The sequence below is a fragment of the Rhodonellum psychrophilum GCM71 = DSM 17998 genome, from assembly GCF_000381545.1.
GTDB lineage: Bacteria > Bacteroidota > Bacteroidia > Cytophagales > Cyclobacteriaceae > Rhodonellum > Rhodonellum psychrophilum.
In genome coordinates, this window is record NZ_KB906673.1 from 407,361 (window position 1) to 426,752 (window position 19,392).

At 42.8% G+C, this 19,392-nt stretch carries 17 protein-coding genes; 14 read left to right on the forward strand and 3 right to left on the reverse strand.

Going from position 1 to position 19,392, the window contains the following annotated elements:
- The first annotated feature begins 352 nt into the window (after window positions 1–352).
- The 5 genes from F824_RS0101970 (at window position 353) to F824_RS0101990 (ending at window position 8,216) form a co-directional block, all read left to right on the forward strand.
- Entirely contained in the window at window positions 353–1,144 is a 792-nt protein-coding gene (locus F824_RS0101970; protein WP_033405034.1) for an alpha/beta fold hydrolase, read from the forward strand.
- 21 nt (window positions 1,145–1,165) lie between these two features.
- A complete protein-coding gene (locus tag F824_RS0101975) occupies window positions 1,166–2,251 on the forward strand; it encodes an efflux RND transporter periplasmic adaptor subunit (protein ID WP_019596169.1) in 1,086 nt (361 codons plus the stop codon).
- A 2-nt stretch (window positions 2,252–2,253) separates the two neighbouring features.
- Complete coding sequence (locus F824_RS0101980; protein ID WP_026333444.1) at window positions 2,254–5,316, forward strand: efflux RND transporter permease subunit; 3,063 nt, start codon at window positions 2,254–2,256, stop codon at window positions 5,314–5,316.
- Window positions 5,316–6,659: a TolC family protein gene (locus F824_RS0101985; protein ID WP_019596171.1), complete on the forward strand. Its 1,344-nt coding sequence runs from the start codon at window positions 5,316–5,318 to the stop codon at window positions 6,657–6,659. The genes F824_RS0101980 and F824_RS0101985 overlap by 1 nt, the downstream gene beginning before the upstream one ends.
- Window positions 6,660–6,818: 159 nt before the next feature.
- Window positions 6,819–8,216: an MltF family protein gene (locus F824_RS0101990; RefSeq protein WP_019596172.1), complete on the forward strand. Its 1,398-nt coding sequence runs from the start codon at window positions 6,819–6,821 to the stop codon at window positions 8,214–8,216.
- Between the two features lie 79 nt (window positions 8,217–8,295).
- Here F824_RS0101990 and F824_RS0101995 read toward each other — a convergent pair whose 3' ends face one another.
- The 3 genes from F824_RS0101995 to F824_RS0102005 all read right to left on the reverse strand — a co-directional run bounded on the left by F824_RS0101995 (window position 8,296) and on the right by F824_RS0102005 (window position 10,823).
- Complete coding sequence (locus tag F824_RS0101995) at window positions 8,296–9,021, reverse strand: SAM-dependent methyltransferase (protein WP_019596173.1); 726 nt, start codon at window positions 9,019–9,021, stop codon at window positions 8,296–8,298.
- 158 nt (window positions 9,022–9,179) lie between these two features.
- Window positions 9,180–9,941 carry an alpha/beta fold hydrolase gene (locus tag F824_RS0102000; RefSeq protein ID WP_019596174.1) on the reverse strand — a complete coding sequence of 254 codons (762 nt, stop codon included), beginning with the start codon at window positions 9,939–9,941 and terminating at the stop codon, window positions 9,180–9,182.
- Window positions 9,942–10,109: 168 nt separating this feature from the next.
- A complete protein-coding gene (locus F824_RS0102005; RefSeq protein WP_019596175.1) occupies window positions 10,110–10,823 on the reverse strand; it encodes a pyridoxine 5'-phosphate synthase in 714 nt (237 codons plus the stop codon).
- Window positions 10,824–10,884: 61 nt separating this feature from the next.
- Here F824_RS0102005 and F824_RS0102010 point away from each other — a divergent pair, with 61 nt between their 5' ends.
- From F824_RS0102010 to F824_RS0102050, 9 genes are all read left to right on the forward strand, one after another.
- Window positions 10,885–11,334: a GatB/YqeY domain-containing protein gene (locus tag F824_RS0102010; protein WP_019596176.1), complete on the forward strand. Its 450-nt coding sequence runs from the start codon at window positions 10,885–10,887 to the stop codon at window positions 11,332–11,334.
- A gap of 9 nt (window positions 11,335–11,343) precedes the next feature.
- Complete coding sequence (locus tag F824_RS0102015; RefSeq protein WP_019596177.1) at window positions 11,344–11,889, forward strand: CvpA family protein; 546 nt, start codon at window positions 11,344–11,346, stop codon at window positions 11,887–11,889.
- Entirely contained in the window at window positions 11,873–12,457 is a 585-nt protein-coding gene (locus F824_RS0102020) for an anthranilate synthase component II (protein WP_019596178.1), read from the forward strand. Before F824_RS0102015 ends, F824_RS0102020 begins: the two co-directional genes overlap by 17 nt.
- 382 nt (window positions 12,458–12,839) lie before the next feature.
- Entirely contained in the window at window positions 12,840–13,505 is a 666-nt protein-coding gene (locus tag F824_RS0102025; RefSeq protein ID WP_019596179.1) for a CBS domain-containing protein, read from the forward strand.
- Window positions 13,506–13,516: 11 nt separating this feature from the next.
- Window positions 13,517–14,392, forward strand: coding sequence for an NAD kinase (locus F824_RS0102030; RefSeq protein WP_019596180.1), 876 nt, complete (start codon window positions 13,517–13,519; stop codon window positions 14,390–14,392).
- A gap of 177 nt (window positions 14,393–14,569) precedes the next feature.
- Window positions 14,570–15,322, forward strand: coding sequence for a type IX secretion system protein PorG (porG, locus tag F824_RS0102035; RefSeq protein ID WP_019596181.1), 753 nt, complete (start codon window positions 14,570–14,572; stop codon window positions 15,320–15,322).
- A gap of 84 nt (window positions 15,323–15,406) precedes the next feature.
- A complete protein-coding gene (locus F824_RS0102040) occupies window positions 15,407–16,144 on the forward strand; it encodes an isoprenyl transferase (protein ID WP_019596182.1) in 738 nt (245 codons plus the stop codon).
- A gap of 1 nt (window position 16,145) precedes the next feature.
- Window positions 16,146–18,845 (forward strand): BamA/OMP85 family outer membrane protein, encoded by a 2,700-nt coding sequence (locus F824_RS0102045; RefSeq protein WP_019596183.1) that lies wholly within the window; start codon window positions 16,146–16,148, stop codon window positions 18,843–18,845.
- Window positions 18,845–19,381: an OmpH family outer membrane protein gene (locus F824_RS0102050; protein ID WP_019596184.1), complete on the forward strand. Its 537-nt coding sequence runs from the start codon at window positions 18,845–18,847 to the stop codon at window positions 19,379–19,381. Before F824_RS0102045 ends, F824_RS0102050 begins: the two co-directional genes overlap by 1 nt.
- The last annotated feature ends 11 nt before the right edge of the window (window positions 19,382–19,392 follow it).

A 19,392-nucleotide genomic window follows, 5' to 3' on the forward strand; every position in this document is an offset into this window, starting at 1 on the left:
TAAAGTATTTGGGTCCGGACTCATAACTACATTCGTACAGACGATTCTCAGAGCCTTTATTTTATTATTCAAGAGTTTTAAAATATTTAAGGACTTTTTCAGTGGCCTCCTTTTGAGTGGCCTTTTTTTTTTTAAATACCAATAAGCAAACAATTGAACACAAAGGGAAATGGGCTCCTATGAAACAGACCTTCCTTTCCATTCTGTACTTTACACATAAACACCACTGATCGCCCAGCGCAGCCATCTGTGTTTAATTTGTTTTTTTCAGACATGGATTACTTTTAAATTTGCATTTGGTAACCTTATTTCCTTCTCCACTGTTATAGCCGAACCACCAATGAAAAAGGCAATGTTATATTATAAAATGTACGAACACCCCTCCAGCAAGGAGTGGGTGGTATTCATACATGGAGCTGGAGGTTCCTCTTCTATCTGGTACAAGCAGATCAGGGAGTTTCGGGAAGAGTTCAATCTGCTTTTGATTGATCTGAGGGGCCATGGAAAATCCGCAAATTCAATCAAAAACCTTTGGGATGAGGCCTATACCTTTCCTGCGGTCACGACCGATATCATTGAAGTACTGGATCATCTCAAGTTGCCTCCCGCACATATCATGGGGGTTTCTTTAGGGACGGTTTTGGCAAGGCAGCTGGCAGAGATGGAGCCTGATAGGGTGAAATCCTTGATTATGGCGGGAGCGATTACCCGGCTCAATCTTAGCTCTAGACTTTTGGTTTTTCTGGGAAATGCCTTTAAAAGCATTCTACCTTATATGTGGTTGTACAGTCTGTTTGCTTGGGTGATTCTACCTAGAAGGCACCATTCCGAGTCTAGAAACCTCTTTATCAGGGAAGCCAAAAGACTTTGTCAGAAAGAATTTATCCGCTGGTTTAAATTGACCAAGGATATCAATCCGCTCTTGAAATATTTCAAGGAAAAGGACATGTCCATACCCACGCTATATATCATGGGGGATGAAGACCTTATGTTTTTGGAACCGGTAAAAAAAATCGTCATGGAGCATAAACTTTCCTTCTTGAAAATTGTCAAAGCCTGCGGACACGTAGTCAATGTAGAGCAACCTGAAGAGTTCAACCAATTGTCCCTTCAGTTTATCAGAGAACAAAATCAACCCCATTAAAATCTATTTTGAAGCCTTCGGATGAAAAAGCAAACGAAAACCATTTTGATCATCGCCATTGTTCTAGTGGTAGCCATTATTTTTCTTTACCCCAGACTGAGCCAATTCAAAGGTGAGAGCAATCCATCCTCCCAAACAGCTTCAAGTTCTCAAGCCAATCCACAGGAACTTCCCGTTAAGGTAGTGGAAGTGAAAAAGGAAAGGCTGGAAAACAATCTCAATATCACGGGTACGATACTTCCAAACGAATCCGTAAGCCTGCGACCAGAAATCTCAGGCTTGGTGAAGCGTGTCGCTTTTAAAGAGGGTCAATTTGTCAAAAAAGGAACGCCCCTCATTTATTTGAATGACGATGAACTTTCCGCACAATATGACCGATTGGAATTCACCAAAAAACTTTTTGAAAGCCAAGAAAACAGGCAAAAACAATTGTTGGAAAGAGAAGCGATCAGTCAGGAAGAATATGATATCGTATTGAACCAATTCAACACCAACCTTGCAGACCTTAGACTGATCCAGGCGCAGTTAAGCAAAACTGTGATCAGAGCTCCCTTTGACGGAGTTTTGGGGCTGAGACAAATCTCTGAAGGGAGTGTCATCGGTACTTCAGATGTGATCGCGAGTATCATCAACATCGATCCCATTAAAATTGAGTTTTCCATCCCGGAGCGCTATGCCAATTCAGTGAAGTTAAACTCCAAGATTTTCTTCTCCAATGAAGTCGGAGGAGTGGAAGTAGAGGGCGTTGTCTATGCCTTCGAGCCAAATATTGATCCCGCGACCAGAACCCTTAAGTTGCGTGCACAAAGCCCCAATAAAGAGCGAAAATTCTTGCCCGGAATGTTTGTGAGAATAAGGTTCGTTTTGGGAATAGAGGAGAATGCCTTTATGGTGCCAGCAGAAGCCATTATTCCTGAGCTAAATGGCTACAAAGTATACGTAGTTGGCCCTGAGAATAAAGTGGAATCAAGAGTGATTACCATAGGAACACGGACCGAGAGTTCGGTGCAGATTGTAGAGGGGGTACGGGAAGGTGATCTTGTCTTGACCACTGGAGTATTGCAAGTAAGAGCAGGGATGCCTGTCAATTACACTAAAATCAATTAATCATGTCAAGTTTATCAACGATAAGTATCCGAAGGCCAGTATTGGCGATTGTCATGTCGCTGACTATCTTGTTGTTTGGAATCATCGGGATTAGCTTTCTGGGGATCAGGGAATTCCCAAGCGTAGATCCTCCGATTATCAATGTAAGGACAACTTATGTCGGTGCCAATGCCGATGTCATAGAAGCCCAGATTACGGAACCCTTAGAGGAGGCGATCAATGGAATCGCCGGGATCAAATCCCTTACCTCCACCAGTAACGACGGGACCAGTAACATTACGGTGGAATTTGATGTGGGAGCCGACCTTGAAGCAGCAGCGAATGATGTCAGGGACAAAGTTTCCGGCGCACAAAGAAATTTACCACCGGATACAGAACCTCCTGTGGTATCCAAGGCAGATGCTGACTCTCAGCCCATTGTCTTTTTGAATGTCCAAAGCAACGAAAGAAGCCTTCTGGAGATTTCCGATATCGCCAACAATATATTCAAAGAAAGATTACAAACCATCCCGGGAGTAAGTACGGTTCAAATCTGGGGGGAAAAAAGATATGCCATCCGCTTGAGAATGGATCCCCTTCGAATGGCCTCCTATGGAATTACACCATTGGATGTACTCAACAAGGTGCAAAGTGAAAATGTTGAACTGCCCTCCGGGAGGATTGAGGGTTCCGCGATTGAACTCTCTGTGCGGACCAAAAGTAGATTGAGTACCCCACAGGAATTCAATGACCTGATCATCAAGGAAGATCAAAACAATATCGTCCGATTCCAGGATATCGGAAAGGCGGAATTGGCAGCCCTGAATGAAAGGACCGTATTGAAGCGAGACGGTGTACCCATGGTCGGTGTGGTTTTGGTTCCTCTGCCAGGATCCAATAACATCGAAATCGTTGATGAATTTTACAAGAGATTGGAGTTGATCAAGAAGGATATACCGGCAGATGTGAAGTTGGATATCGGTTTTGATTCGACCAATTACATCAGGAGTTCCATCAGTGAGGTGCAAGAAACCATTCTTCTGGCTTTTGTCCTGGTGGTGCTGATCATATTTCTGTTTTTGAGGGATTGGAGGACTACCTTTATTCCGGTATTGACAATCCCGATTTCATTGATTGGCGTGTTTTTTATCATGTATTTGATGGATTTTTCCATCAATGTACTCACCCTTTTGGGGATCGTGCTGTCGATTGGTTTGGTAGTGGATGATGCCATTGTGGTGTTGGAAAATATTTACACCAGAATTGAAAAAGGTGAAAACCCAGCCAGTGCAGCAGAGAAAGGATCCGAGGAAATATTCTTTGCGGTAATTGCCACAACGATCGCACTTGCGGCAGTATTTCTTCCGGTGATATTTTTAACGGGTACTACCGGAAGGCTCTTTAGGGAATTTGGGATTGTCGTCGCAGGTTCGGTGATTATTTCCTCCTTCGTGGCTTTGACGATGACCCCTATGCTCAGCACCTTTTTATTGAAGAAAAGGGAAAAGCACAATTGGTTTTACAACAAGACCGAGCCTGGATTTCTTTGGCTGAACGAAAAATATGAATCGGCCCTTAACAGTTTCATGAAAGTACGTTGGTCAGCATTCGTGATCATTTTGGTGATGGGTTTTGGAATCTATCAATTGGTTTCCATTATCCCAACAGAACTGGCTCCAGTGGAAGATAGAGGTGAATTCCGATTGAATCTTACAGGACCGGAAGGTGCCACTTTCGGATTTATGGACAATGTTCTGGACAACATGACCCAGGAGTTTTTGGAAATGATTCCGCCTGAAGAAAGGGAAGGGATCATCACCGTTACTTCACCAGGTTTTGGAACGGCAAGTACCAATTCCGGATTCTTGAGGGTAATTCTGAAAGATGCGCAACAAAGGGAAAGAAGCCAACAGGAAATATTTGATCAAGTATCTGTAAAAATCAAGGATTTCACAGCTGTAAGGGCATTTGCTACCCAACCCCAATCCATTGGGGATCGTAGGGGAGGACTGCCGGTTCAATATGTACTGCAGGCACCCACCTTGGATAAATTGAAAGAGGTTATCCCTACTTTCATGGAGAAAGTGGGAGAAAACCCTGTTTTTAGTTTTTCAGATATCAACCTGAAATTCACAAAGCCTGAAATTGAGATTGAAATTGATCGGGAGAAGGCAAGAAACATCGGGATCTCTGTTCAGGAAATTGCGAGAACATTGCAATTGTCTTACTCGGGACAACGTTTTGCTTATTTCATCATGAATGGCAAACAGTATCAGGTCGTCGGGGAGATGAATCTTCAGGACAGGAATGAACCGATCAATTTGAGAATGCTCTATGTAAGGGCTGAAAATGGAGAATTGGTTCAATTGGACAATCTTGTCACCATCCGGGAAAACAGCACGCCGCCGCAATTGTATCGGTACAACCGTTTCGTAAGTGCAACGGTATCAGCAGGTCTTGCGCCAGGCTATACCATCGGTGCCGGTTTGGATGAAATGGATAAAATCGCCGCGGAGGTACTGGATGAATCTTTCTCGACTGAGTTGGCGGGACTTTCCAAAGAGTACCGGGAAAGTTCAAACAGTTTGGTTTTCGCGTTTCTATTTGCTTTGATCTTGATTTATTTGGTCCTTTCAGCACAGTTTGAGAGTTTCTTGGATCCATTGACCATTATGTTCACGGTACCCTTGGCTTTGTTCGGGGCCTTGTTTTCTTTGTGGATATTTGATTTTACCCTGAATATTTTCAGTCAGATTGGAATTATCATGCTGATCGGTCTGGTGACCAAAAACGGAATCCTGATCGTCGAATTTGCCAACCAAAGAAAAGCACAGGGAATGTCTGTGGAAGAAGCGATTGTAGGTGCGGCAGGGGCGAGGTTCAGACCAATATTAATGACCAGTTTATCCACCATTTTGGGGATTCTCCCCATCGCGCTCGCATTGGGCGCAGGAGCGGAAAGCAGGGTGCCCATGGGAGTCGCAGTAATCGGTGGATTGGCATTTTCAACCGTTTTGACCCTATTTGTCATCCCTGCCATTTATACTTATTTAACCTCCAAAAAGGGAAGATTAGCCAGAGTCTAATGAAAAAAACGATATTATTCCTTGCCCTTTTGATTCAAGGGGGACAAATGCTGATGGCCCAAGAGACTGAAGTCTTGGACTTGGAAAAAGCCGTTCAGATCGGTTTGGAAAAGAATTATGATGTGAAAATCGCCATCAACAATGCTGCCTTGGCTGAAATTGAAAAGAAAATTGGTTTCGGCACATTCTTCTTGCCCGTGGTCAATGCACTTTATACCCATAACTATAGCAAGGAAGATGTGGAACAGCAGTTTGCCACCAATCCAGAACCCAATCAGATTCTGGGAGCAAAATCTGATACTGAAAATTTCACCATTGCAGGGATCTACGGATTTAACCCGGAATCGATCGTCTCCATCAGAAGGTTGGGGAAATTGGCAGAGATCAGTGAATTGGACGCCAAAATTGCAATAGAAAACACCGTTGCTGGAATTTCCTCCGCCTACTATCGCTTGGTCTTGGAATTGCAGCGAAATGATGTTCTTCAAAAGACCTTGGAGCTTTCCAAGTCGCGCTTGGATATCGCGCAAGCGCGATATGAATTGGGAGGGGCAGGAAAAAGGGATTTCCTTACCGCACAGGTGGATTATAATACTGACCTTTCGCTTACCGTGAGTCAGGAGCAAATCATCCAAAATGCACGCATCAACCTAAATGAATTGCTGGCCATCACACCAGACAGGGAATTTATGGTCAAGGATACCATTCTCATTCAAGAACACCTATTGTTGGAGGATTTGCTTGAAAATGCCTATACCAACAACAAATTGTTTCTGGTGACCCAAAGATTGGAAAATGTGGCCTTCCTTCAGTTGAAGGAATTTCAGGCCCAACGCTTGCCATCTATTAATCTTACGGGTAACTACATCAACAACACCTTCAATTCTGAGGCGGGTTTCTTGTTGCAAAACCAGCGACAAGGATACAATTATGGTGTGAATGTCAATCTGAATCTCTTCAGTGGATTTACGCTCAATAGAAGGATTCAGGGGGCCAAGGTTCAAAAACAAAATGCGGAACATGCGCTTCAGCAATACGAAATCCAATTGAATTCGGATATCTATAGAGCCTACAACACCTATATCAACAACAAAAACCTTTTGGAGATTGAGCGCAAAAACTATCAAGTGGCCTTGGAGAGTGCTGACATTGCACTGGAAAGGTTCAGGCTGGGGATTGCCAATTACCTTGAATTCAGGGATGCACAGGTCAACCTTCTTACCGCTGAAAACAGATTGATCACCTCCATTTTCAATATCAAGGAACAGGAAATCGAACTCATGCGCCTTTCTGGAAAAATTTATTTTCAGGACAGTTATGAGGAATACAATCCTTCCAATTAAACAGCTGTAAAAGAATTAAATTTGGTGAAATCCAAGGAAAGAGATTCGTTTTGAATTTTTTTCCTTGGATTTTATTTTTTTACAAATTTAATTTTGGTATATTTTTTGCTAAAATGCGTTTTTATGTCCACCATGCCTGTCAAATAAGGCTTTTATCGAATGAAAAAACCAGTAACAGTCATAACAATTTTTTTGATTTTCGCCATTTTTGGGGTTCAATGTACTTTTTTTGAAAGGGAAGCGAAAAAGGATCCCGTTGAAAATTCGGTTCTCTTGGATTTGGATGCCATCAAAAAGAGAGGGTTTATTCGGGCGATTGTGGACAATTCATCCACGAGTTATTATATCTACAGGGGCAGAAGAATGGGCTATGAGTTTGAGATGCTTCGGAATCTGGCCAAGGAATTGGGCGTTCGCCTGCACCTCATTGTCAAATCGGATATCGAAGAGGCTTTCATTTCTCTCAATGAAGGGAAAGCGGACATCATTGCCATGAACCTTGAAAAAACGGAGGAGAGACTCAAACTTATGAAATTCACCAAGGGACTTGGTGAGATGAGTACGGTTTTGGTACAAAATAGACGTAAAAATAAAATCGATAGGATTGAGGATTTGGCTGAGAGGGTCATTCATGTTCAGAAAGGATCGGTTTATAAATCTCAACTTTGTGCGCTGGAAAATCCAAATGCACTTTCATTCTCGATCATTGAGGCTTCGGAAGACAAGGAGTCATTGATTGATAAGGTTCTCCAAAATGAAATTGATTTTACCGTTGTGGACAAAAATGTGGCACTCGTCAATGCAACCTACCATGATGAACTGGATGTAAGCCTCGAAATCAGTGAAGCTTCGGAAGTGGCCTGGGCCATTAGGAAAAATTCGCCTGAGCTGGAAAGGGCAATAAATGAATGGATCGATCAAAACAACAAGTCTTCCAACTTTGATATCCTGTACCAGAAATATTTTCTGAATTCAAAAAACAGTTATTTCCGAAACAACAGTCCCTTCTCTTCCTTGGCAGGAAACAAGATCTCCGAATACGATGATCTGATCAAAAAAGGGGCCGAAACATTGGGCTGGGATTGGAGATTGCTGGCCTCATTGGTGTACAAGGAATCCAGGTTTGACACCACGGCGACCTCCTATGCCGGAGCTGTTGGATTGCTCCAATTGATGCCAGTTACCTTGGAGCGCTTCGGCGTGGAAAATCCGAATGATCCGATGGAAAGTCTGATGGGTGGTGTCAACTTTTTGAGATATCTGGATAAATTCTGGAGAGAACGGGTCCCGGAAACAAATGAGCGGATCAAATTTATACTTGCCTCTTACAATATAGGGCATGGCCATGTGGAAGATGCGTGGAAATTGACCCGGAAATATGGGAAAAACACACAGACGTGGAACAACGTAGCCCATTACCTCAGCCTGAAATCCGACCCGAAGTTCTACAGGGACCCGATTGTCCGAAGTGGATTTGCCAAAGGGCATATTGCCGTTTCTTATGTCACGGACGTCATGATCACCTATGATTCTTATCGGGTTTTGGTCAACCCCTAAGTTTGTTTTTTTTCGAAAGACAACACCCACTTTGCCTTTTGAACTTTATCTGTTTGAATGGTGATTCTTCCGGATAGATCTAATTCCCCGAATAGATCACAAATACAGTAGGAATCTTGTGGAGGTCCAAATTGGTTTTCTTCCACTCGGATATTTTTTTGGTTTGGATCAGTTCGTCGCTTCCGGTAAGGTTTTTGGCAATGCAGAGTTTTGTTTCCGGATGAAGGGTGTTTTTGAGATCCTCCAAAAGTGGATTGTTTCGGAATGGAGTTTCCATGAAAATCTGGGTCCGATTATGCTGGCTGGATTCTGCCTCCAGTCTTTTGATTGCGGCTACTTTGTCTTTTTTATCGATCGGCAAATAACCATGAAAGGAAAAAGACTGTCCGTTGAATCCTGAGCCCATCAAAGCCAAAAACATCGAGCTTGGTCCTGAAAGCGGCACCACCTGAATTCCCTTTTCATGTGCATAGGCCACGGCTATGGATCCAGGATCCGCGATTCCCGGGCAACCTGCCTCCGAAATGATCCCCATGTCCATCCCTTCAAAGAGTGGTTTCATCAACAAAGGCAATTCACCAGGTCTTGTTTTTTTGTTCAGGATTTCCATCTGAAGATTTTCGATCGTCAAACCCATTTTCAGGCTGCTGATATAGCGGCGGGCCGTGCGGAGATCTTCCACCAGATAGGAATGGGTGTTTTTGACAATTTCCTTGATTTGTGGACTGATCACTTTGTCGGATGTATTTTCCGCAAGGATACTTGGGATGAGATACAATTTTCCTTTATTCTCCATTCGGTACATCTATTTTGAGCGCCATAAGCGATTTGAGTTTTCCTGAAAGCCAAAAAGATTATGGCCATTGGTTGTCAGGTGCAAAATTAGCCGATTAATCAGAATAATAGCCAAGGCCATGCGTCTAAAACCAGTGGGATTGCCTGTGCAGTGGAGCAAATCTCCCATCAACCCAGAAATGCCTTTACGGTTTGTATTACGGCTTCCGGCTGTTCGGCATGAAGCCAATGCCCCGCATTTTTCAGGTGGATGATTTTATGATCCGGGAAAAAGCGGTCGATGTCTGCTTTATCCCCCTCGTTGATATAATTCGAGTTGGCTCCCCCCATAAATAGGGTTGGATTATCAAAGGTGCCATCAAGGTCAAGGGCTTCTCCGACATTTTCGATTTTAGCCGTGATCACGGGTAGATTGATTTTCCAGATGAAATTCCCGTCCTGATCGCGACCCAAACTCTTCAGGAGAAATTGTCGGATACCTGAGTCGGAAATGTATTTGGACAATAGGTCGTCTGCTTCTTTCCTCGATTTTAGGTCTTCCAATTTGATGGCGTTCAAGCCTTCCAAAATGGTTTGGTGATGAACAGGGTATTGGCGTGGGGCAATATCGGCAACGATCAATTTCCTGACTTTTTCCGGATATTTCAATGCAAAGAACATGGCTGTTTTTCCTCCCATGGAATGGCCCATCAAGTAGGCGGATGCCAATCCCTCATCTTTCATCAACTCCGCAATGTCTTCTGCCATCACCTCATAATCCCAATCCTCACTTTGCGGGGAATCTCCATGGTTCCTTTGATCCACCAAGTATAGGGTGTAGCTTTTTCCCAAGTCGCGGGCAATGCTGAACCAATTGTCTGCCGATCCAAAAAGTCCGTGTAAAATGATCAAGGGTTCTCCCTCTCCGGTTTTCTTAAAATTAAGTTTCATGTTTTATGTCTGTTTTGGGATTCCCGATCTTCAAGATGTCGATCATTGTGTGCCCGGCATTATTTTTCAAGTTTTTGAAATTTCTGATGCTGTTGTAATGGATTGGATTTTCTCAAAGAAGAGAACGCTTAAAATTGGATTCTTCCACAGCTTCCATCCGTCAAACACCTATTCTAATTGTCTTCGGTACATTTGGATTGTATTCTCCAGGCCATAGTAAAGCGTGTCACAGATCAATGCGTGACCAATCGAAACTTCATCCAAAAAGGGGATACTTTCTTTCAGAAATTTGAGATTGTGTAGGTCCAAATCATGGCCGGCGTTCAGGCCAAGACCGAGCGACTGCGCCAGAAGTGCCACTTCAATATAGGGTTTTACGGCAGCGTGTTTGTCTATTGGGAATCCGGTAGCATAGGGCTCCGTGTACAATTCCACGCGGTCCGTTCCCGTGGTCTTAGCCGGTTCAAAATATTTCGGTTCTGGGTTGATGAATATAGAGACCCTCGTTCCGCTTTCGTGAAGCTCGGCCACGATGTCCCTCAACATGCTTTGATGGGCGATGGTATCCCAGCCATTGTTGGAGGTCAGCACATGTGGCGGGTCAGGGACCAAGGTAGCTTGTGCAGGTTTTATCAAACGGATCATTTCCATAAATCGCTTGTCGGGATACCCTTCAATGTTGAACTCTGTGGTCAGTACAGGACTCAAATCCAATACATCCTGGTACCGAATATGTCTTTCATCTGGTCTTGGATGGACCGTGATGCCCTGTGCACCGAACCTTTCAGCATCCAAAGCAACTTTGACCACATCAGGATTGTTGCCTCCCCGTGCATTTCGCAAGGTGGCAATCTTGTTAATATTTACACTCAGCTTAGTCATTTTCCTAAATTAAAGGGTAATTTTGTAACAAATTTACACCTATAATACAAACAACAAGGCAATGAGTTTAAAGCTTACGATAGAAAGTGAAATAAAAAAAGCGATGCTGGCCAAAGACAAGGCAAGACTACAGACGCTTCGTTCCATCAAGTCGCTGATCTTATTGGAGGAGACAAAATCAGGTGCCAGTCAAGCCATTTCTGAAGAAGACGAGCTGAAATTGTTGACCAAGGCGGCCAAGCAAAGAAGGGACTCCGCCGATATTTATAAGCAACAAAACAGGGAAGATCTCTATTCCGTAGAGATGGTTGAACTGGAAATCATCAGTGAATTTTTACCGAAGCAATTGACTGAAGAAGAATTGGAATCCGAATTGAAGCAGATCATCGCTGAATCGGGTGCTCAAGGGCCTAAGGATATGGGGAAAGTAATGGGACTTGCCAGCAAGACACTTGCAGGTAGGGCCGATGGCAAAGCGATCTCTCAAAAAGTGAAAGAATTATTGGGCTAAAATTTAGCGATGGGGACACTGGATTATATCATATTGGCGATTTTGGCCATTGGCGCTTATAGTGGATATAGGCGTGGGCTTTTCGTTGGTATCATTTCCATTGTCGCCTTTTTTGTGGCCATCATTTTGGCCTTTCACCTGATGGATTGGGGGACTGAACTTTTGGCAAAAAAGGTGGAAAACCTCACTTTTATGCTTCCTTTTGTAGCCTTCCTGATCATTTTTTTGGCCGTGATCCTGTCAATCAGAGGCCTGGCTTATGTTGTCAAGAAAACCTTGGATTTGACAATCCTCGGTTCCTTGGACAGTGTGGGGGGGTCCATTTTGGGTATGTTGAAGACTGGCTTTACTTTGAGCTTGATTCTTTGGGTTGCCAATTCTTTTGAATTCAAATTGTCGCAACCCTGGGTCAAGGAGTCCATTTTTTATGCCTATATCCAACCCCTCGCCCCTGTGACCATCAATTTTGTGGATGGGTATACCCCAATTGTGAAACAGACCATTTCCTCGATTCAGGAACTGGTCAATACCGCTTCCAATGCTCTTGTTAATTGATAATTATGATTCGTTTTCACATATTCTGGCAGACTATTTTCTCCAGATGGGTGTGGAATTGAAAATTTTCAGGAACGATGTTCCAATTTCAGAGTTGATTGACCAATCCTATGAAGGCCTAATATTGTCCCCGGGCCCTGAGACTCCAGCAAAAGCAGGAAATCTCATGCAGATTCTGGAACATTTCCACTCCAAGATTCCTGTTCTTGGAGTTTGTCTCGGGCATCAGGCCATAGGGGAGTTTTTTGGAGCTTCTTTGGTGAAATCATCAGAACCTGTCCATGGCAAAGTCCATTCTGTGAATATTGTAACCCAAAATGTACTTTTAAAAAATCTTCCCGAAAGATTCGATGTGACGCGCTACCATTCACTGGAGTTGAAGGATCTTCCCGACACATTGGAAATTCTCCTGGAAACGGACAGTGGGGCAGTGATGGCAATATCGCATAGAACTCTGCCCATTTTTGGGATCCAATTCCACCCAGAAGCGTATCTTACCCAATTTGGGAGGGAGATTATAGGGAATTGGTTGGGAGTGGTAAAGAATCGAATCTATTTTGAAGTTTGACCCTAGGGTTGAAAACAACACAAAATAGCAAGTCAGGATTTGAACTAGCTTTCTCCTTGGCTGTCCATTAAGCCCGAAATATCAATGGGTCCCCAAATGGGATTGAAACGGAAAGAAAATCAGCCTATTGGGAGAATAATCCCTGACACCAATAGGGTGAAATCAAAAATAGTCAACGTCCAATTGATTGTCAGTCAATTACAATATTGCGTTGAGTCCGTAAGCATAAAACGGGTTAAAGCCTTTTAAGTGTCAATTAATCCCCGAAGTCCAAGTTGGTTTTGTACGGACAATTCCTGTTTTTGTGAGATTGGATATCTTTTAAACTACCATTACCCGTTTGCCGTTTCATATTACGGAATCTATTTAATATATTTAAATCATGCAGGCTTACGAATTTATCAACAATTTGATCCCTCCCTTGAAATTCACGGACAAGGCCAAGATGGCTTTGTCATGGATGGAGGAAATCAGGACAAACGTTTTGCCTGTAGTAGATCAGGGCCAATTCAAGGGATTGATCACTGACGAATTGATCTACACCCTCAATAACCCAGAAATGGGAATAGCCGAAATTGAGCCAGAAGGATTGGGATGCTTTGTTTACCAAGACAAACACATCTATGATGTCATGCGGGTAGCCTCAGAATACCACACCAATATGGTGGCCGTCGTCGACAGGGAACTCCATTATCTGGGGGTGGTGACTTTGGAGGATGCCATCAGTGCTTTTGCGGATAGTCTATCCATTCAGTCCCAAGGATCCGTGTTGGTATTGTCGATGAACATGACGGACTACAGTATGTTCGAAATTTCCAGGATCATAGAAGGAGAAAACGCCAAGATATTGAGCAGTTTTATCTCCAGTGATCCCTTGGATATCCATAAAATCAAATTGACACTTAAATTGGACAAAACAGAATTGCGACACATCAAAGCCACTTTGGAACGCTTTGGGTATCGATTGATCGATCATTATGATGAAGAAATCGAAACCAGTGGGGAACAGGATAGGATAGGGAATCTTCTTCGATTTTTGGATATTTAACAAGCGTTTTAATGAACATTATCATTCATGGGATAGATTTCCAAAAGGAATTTATCCCCCATATAGAGCAATTGATTGCCATTTTGAAATCGCGGAAAGTCCGCATTTTTTTTACCGAAAATTTTTCGAATTCCCTCAAAAAGTTGGCGATAAAGGTGGAGGATTGTGAAATCCTATATTCAAAATCACTACTTCGTGAAATGGATTTCATCATTTCCATAGGTGGTGATGGTACACTTCTGGATACGGTGTGTTTTGTTGGAGATATCGAAGTTCCCATTGTTGGAATCAATACAGGCAGGTTGGGGTTTTTGGCCACCATTGCCAGAAACGAGATTGAGTGTGCCATGAAAAAACTCTTTGATGGCGCTTACACCATAGATTCAAGGTCTTTGGTCAGCGTGAGCTCAGACATCCCACTTTTCAATGGCCTCAATTTCGGATTAAATGAATTTACCATTCACAAAAGGGATACTTCCTCGATGATTACCGTGCATACCTATATCGACGGGAAATACCTGAACAGTTATTGGGCAGATGGATTGATCGTGGCCACACCCACCGGTTCCACCGGATATTCCTTAAGTTGCGGCGGCCCTTTGATTTCCCCCAATGCGAGAAATTTTGTGATTACCCCGGTAAGCCCACACAACCTGAATGTAAGGCCCATTATCGTTTCCGATGAAAGCGAAATGAGTTTTCGGATCGAGGGAAGAAGCGAAAAGTTCCTGATATCTTTGGACTCGAGGTCCACACCCATAGATGCGACCGTCAAGTTGCATGTTAAAAAAGCTGAATTTTCTGCCAAGCTGGTAAAATTTGAAGACTATAATTTCTTCGATACCTTAAGGCAAAAACTCAATTGGGGATTTGACATGAGGAATTAACAGGCTTTTTTGTACTGGTTTACGCGACAAGTCGACGATTCCATATATTTTATTGATCTTTGTTCGTTGAGAATGGAAAAGGGGCTAAAATGACCAGGTCTTTCCTTAACAAAAATTAACCCTACAAATCCCCAGGGGGGTTTTTATATCGTTTGGTACTTCATAAATTGCAATGTCTTGAAAAAAGCCGGAATTAGGATTTTCTTTACTTCATACTGTCTGCTCCTCATTGGTTTGCTTACATCAGAAGATTTATTAGCGCAAAGAAATGAATTGGGATTTGGTTTGGGTGGGGCAACCTACACAGGCGATATTATCCGCAAGGTGGACCCATCACAATTGGGGATTCAAGGAACGTTGTTTGGCAGACGAAATTTTGACAATGTATGGTCCTTGAGGGCTGGTATTTCTTTCGCACGATTGAATGCTGCGGACAGTATCAATCCGATAGATGCGGCAGCGGCTTACCGAAATGCCGGGTTTAAGGGGTCGGTCTTCGAGGCTACTGCTGTAATGGAATACCATTTCTTGGATTTTACCCATCCACAATCCCAATACAGGTATTCTCCCTATGGTTTCTTTGGACTTGGATATTCCTTTTTCAGTGGAGAGGGGCAGACTTATCAAGGCGATCCGAATGCTGGAGATTATTCCTTGGGTACGCCCATCATTCCCTTCGGACTTGGCATCAAGTACAAGCTAAACGACCGATGGACCTTGGCGATGGAATTGGGATTTAGAGCGACATTTTCTGACCTTTTTGATAAAATAGACAGTAAAAACGCAAATATTCCCAGGTTTCCCGATCCAAGCAATCAGAATGTCCCTTATGGAATAAATTATGGAAGTTACGGAGACAAGGATTGGTATTATTTTTTAGGGTTGACCCTAAGTTATTCCTTCAATTCTGTCCAATGCTACTCCTATTAATTAATTGACCGTAAGGGTAGAATATTGAAAAAGAAATAGCATTTTTGTACCTCTAAAAAAGAAGTGCATTCGGATTTATAAGGAATGAAGGAATTAATAGACAGTACAAAGATCCCCCAACACATAGCGGTAATCATGGACGGCAACGGCCGATGGGCCCAAAAGAAGGGTGCTCTGAGGATTTTTGGGCACAGGAATGCCATTGCCGCGGTCAGGGAAACGATTGAAGGATCGGCGGAATTGGGCGTGGGGTATCTCACATTGTATGCATTCTCCACCGAAAATTGGTCTAGGCCGACGGATGAAGTCAATGCATTGATGGAAATCTTGGTCAATACCATTGCAGACGAGGTGCCCACCATGATGAAAAACAACATCAAGCTTTCTTCCATCGGGGACATCAAAAGCCTTCCAAAAGGCTGTCAGGATAAATTGGAAGAGGCTAAAAACCTCACTTCCAACAACACTGGTCTGGTGGTTATCTTGGCATTGAGCTACAGTGGAAGATGGGAAATACAGACAGCTATAAAGGACATTGCCAAAAAAGTAGTTGAAGGACAGTTTAAAATAGAGGACATTACGCAGGAATTGATTTCTGCCCATATGGACACCAAAAATATTCCTGATCCGGAATTGTTGATCAGGACCAGCGGGGAGATTAGAATCAGTAATTTCCTGCTCTGGCAAATGGCCTATACAGAGCTACATTTTACCGATGTGCTTTGGCCGGACTTTAGAAAAGAACACTTGTACACAGCCATTCTTGACTTTCAAAACAGAGAAAGAAGGTTTGGCAAGACGGGTGCACAGATTAAATCGTAATATGAAAAGAAGTATAATTATCCTATTCTTGTTCTTGTCTGTGGGTTCTCTCCAGGCTCAAATCCGTTTGGGACAGAGCCGCTATACCTCCCTTAAGCCGGTGGATATCATGGAATTGAATTATTCAAAACCTCAAAAGTTTAGGATAGCTGAAATAAAGGCCGTCGGTTTGGCGACTTTGGATGAAGTGGCCATTATTTCCCTTTCGGGATTGAAGGTGGATGATGTCATCAGTGTTCCCGGAGACGCGATTTCTTATGCCCTGAAAAAGTTATGGGCCCAAGGAATCATTGGAGACGTGAAAATATTGGTGACCAAAGTGGAAGGCGACGATATCTATCTGCTCCTGGATCTTACAGAAAGACCAAGATTCAGTCGCGTCGAATTCTCAGGGGTCAACAAAACCCAAGAAGGAGAATTGAAAGATAAAGTCAAGATTCGTGGACGAGTAGTTCGGGATGATGTTTTGAATACTTCCCAAAGGAATATCAGACAATATTTTGTAGACAAGGGATTTTTGAATGCTGAGGTCAAGGTTTCGCAAGAACGAGATACCACGTTGCCAAACAGTGTGAAAATCAAATTTGATGTGGATACCAAATCCAAGGTGAAGATCAATGAAATCAAAATCGCCGGCAATGATGACATTTCCGATAAAAAAGTAAAGGGAAAACTTAAGAACACCAAAGAGCACGCAAGGCTTCACATTTTTAGGGATCTGATTTCCAGGTTTACCAATACCGACGCTAAATCAGCCAAAGAAGCGATCGTTTACAGAAATCCAGTTTCCGATGAGGAAGTAAAAAATTACATCAACAAGAATTTCAAACTTAATTTTTTCAATGCTTCGAAATTCGTCACCAAAGACTTCAGGGAGGACAAGGAAAAAGTAATTGATTTTTACAATTCCCGAGGATTCAGAGACGCCGTAATTTTGAGTGACTCGGTTTATTCTTTTACCGACAACACAATCAATATTGATCTCAACATCGAAGAGGGAAACAAGTACTATTACAGGAATATCACCTTTACCGGAAATTACATCTACGAAAACCCAATTTTGCTATCCAAACTGGGAATAGCAAAGGGTGATGTTTACAACAAGGAGAAGCTTGACAAAAGATTGAATTACGATCCACAAAAAGGAGATGATGTAAGTTCACTTTATCAAGATGATGGTTATTTGTTCTTCAGTATTGATCCCGTGGAAGTCAATGTTCAGGGAGATTCCATAGACATTGAGTTGAGGATATTCGAAGGACCACAAGTGACGGTGAATTCAGTTTCTATACAAGGAAACGAAAGAACCTCCGACCATGTGGTGATGCGGGAAATCCGGATCCTTCCGGGCCAGAAATTCAACAGAAGCTTATTGGTCAGGACCATTAGGGAATTGTCCACATTGGGATATTTTGACCCTGAGAAAATCGAGCCGGACATGCGTCCAAACTTTGAGGATGCCACGGTGGACATTACGTTTATCTTGGAAGAAAGACCAAATGACCAGATTGAACTGTCTGGTGGTTGGGGAGGTTTCTTTGGATTTGTAGGAACGGTCGGCTTGACCTTCAATAACTTCTCCATAAAAAATATTCGCAACTTTGAAAAATGGAGACCCCTTCCGGTAGGTGATGGCCAAAAACTTTCCTTAAGGGTTCAGGCCAATGGGGCCGCTTTCCAAAACTACAGTGTTTCACTGACTGAACCTTGGTTTGGAGGGAAGAAGCCAAATGCTTTAAGTTTCAGTTTCAATCATTCGGTTCAACGACAAGTGGATTATTTTAGTCAAGGCAATCAAGCCCGGGAACTTGGCTTTTTCAAGATTACTGGAGCAACAGTTGGCTTATCCAAAAGGGTGACCTGGCCGGATGATTACTTCATGTTTAGCAATGCACTGGCGTTCCAAATTTATGATTTCAACGAGTTTGGTCGCCAATTCGGATTGAGCTACGGAACAGGAAAATCAAATAGTTTGGCCCTAAACACAACCATCGCGAGAAACAATGTGGATAATCCAATCTATCCAAGGATGGGATCAAATATCAATTTGACGACTTCGTTTACTCCTCCGTATTCCTCCTTGAATAAAAACATCAATCGGGAATCTCCCGATCAAGAACGTTTCAAATGGCTGGAATATCACAAGTGGATGTTTGACGCCACGTTCTATACCCCAGTATTTGGCTCCTCCAAATGGGTAGTCAGTGCCAGAACACACATGGGCTTCTTGGGCTCTTATGGAGATCGGATCGGTATGATTCCTTTGGAAAGATTCGTGATGGGTGGTGATGGTATGACTTTCAATAACTTTGCGCTCGGTCAGGAAATCGTAGGATTGAGAGGTTACGAAAATCAGGTACTTACTCCTGGAGCTTTGACTCGAGGTGATCCAAATTCAACAGACGGTTATGGCGGTATTGTTTATAACAAACACGTAATGGAACTGAGGTTTTTGGTTTCCCCAAACCCGTCAGCTACTATTTTCCTTTTGGGATTTGCAGAGGCAGGAAACAACTGGGGATCCTACGCTGAATATAATCCGTATAATCTAAAAAAATCAGCAGGTGTTGGTGCAAGGATATTTATGCCAGCCTTTGGATTGTTGGGAATTGATTGGGGATATGGATTTGATCCAGCTCCAGGTCAGAGCACGCCAAGTGGCGCACAATTCCACTTTACCATCGGGCAACAATTCAGATAATGAGAGATAAGCTAATCAGGTTGTTGTTTTTGTCAGTCCTGATCGGTTTGGCAATTCCTGCCCAAAAGGCAGCAGCACAAAAATTCGGGTACATTGACTCCGAATTTTTACTGAATAAACATCCTGATTATAAGGTCATTCAAAATGAGTTGTCAGCCTTAAGTAATGAATGGAAAAAAGAGGCACAAAATTTGGATAACCAAATAAAAGAGTTGTATGTCAGTCTTAAAGCCGAAGAAGTCCTTTTGACAGAGGAAATGTATCAGGAGAGATTGGCAGTCATCAAGGTCAAAGAAAAAGAATCTGTGACATTCAACAACAGGGTATTTGGAATGAATGGTCAGTATTATCAAAAGCAGGCAGAATTGTTACAGCCCTTGCAATCGAAAATTTTCGATGCAATAGATAGGGTTTGTAAACGGAATGGGTTGGCGGTTCTGTTTGATAAGGCATCAGGTCCCCTGATGATTTATACAGATCCAAGGCATGATTATTCCGAATTTGTGCTTGAAGAACTAGGAATTGAAAACAAGTAAAATAAATAAAC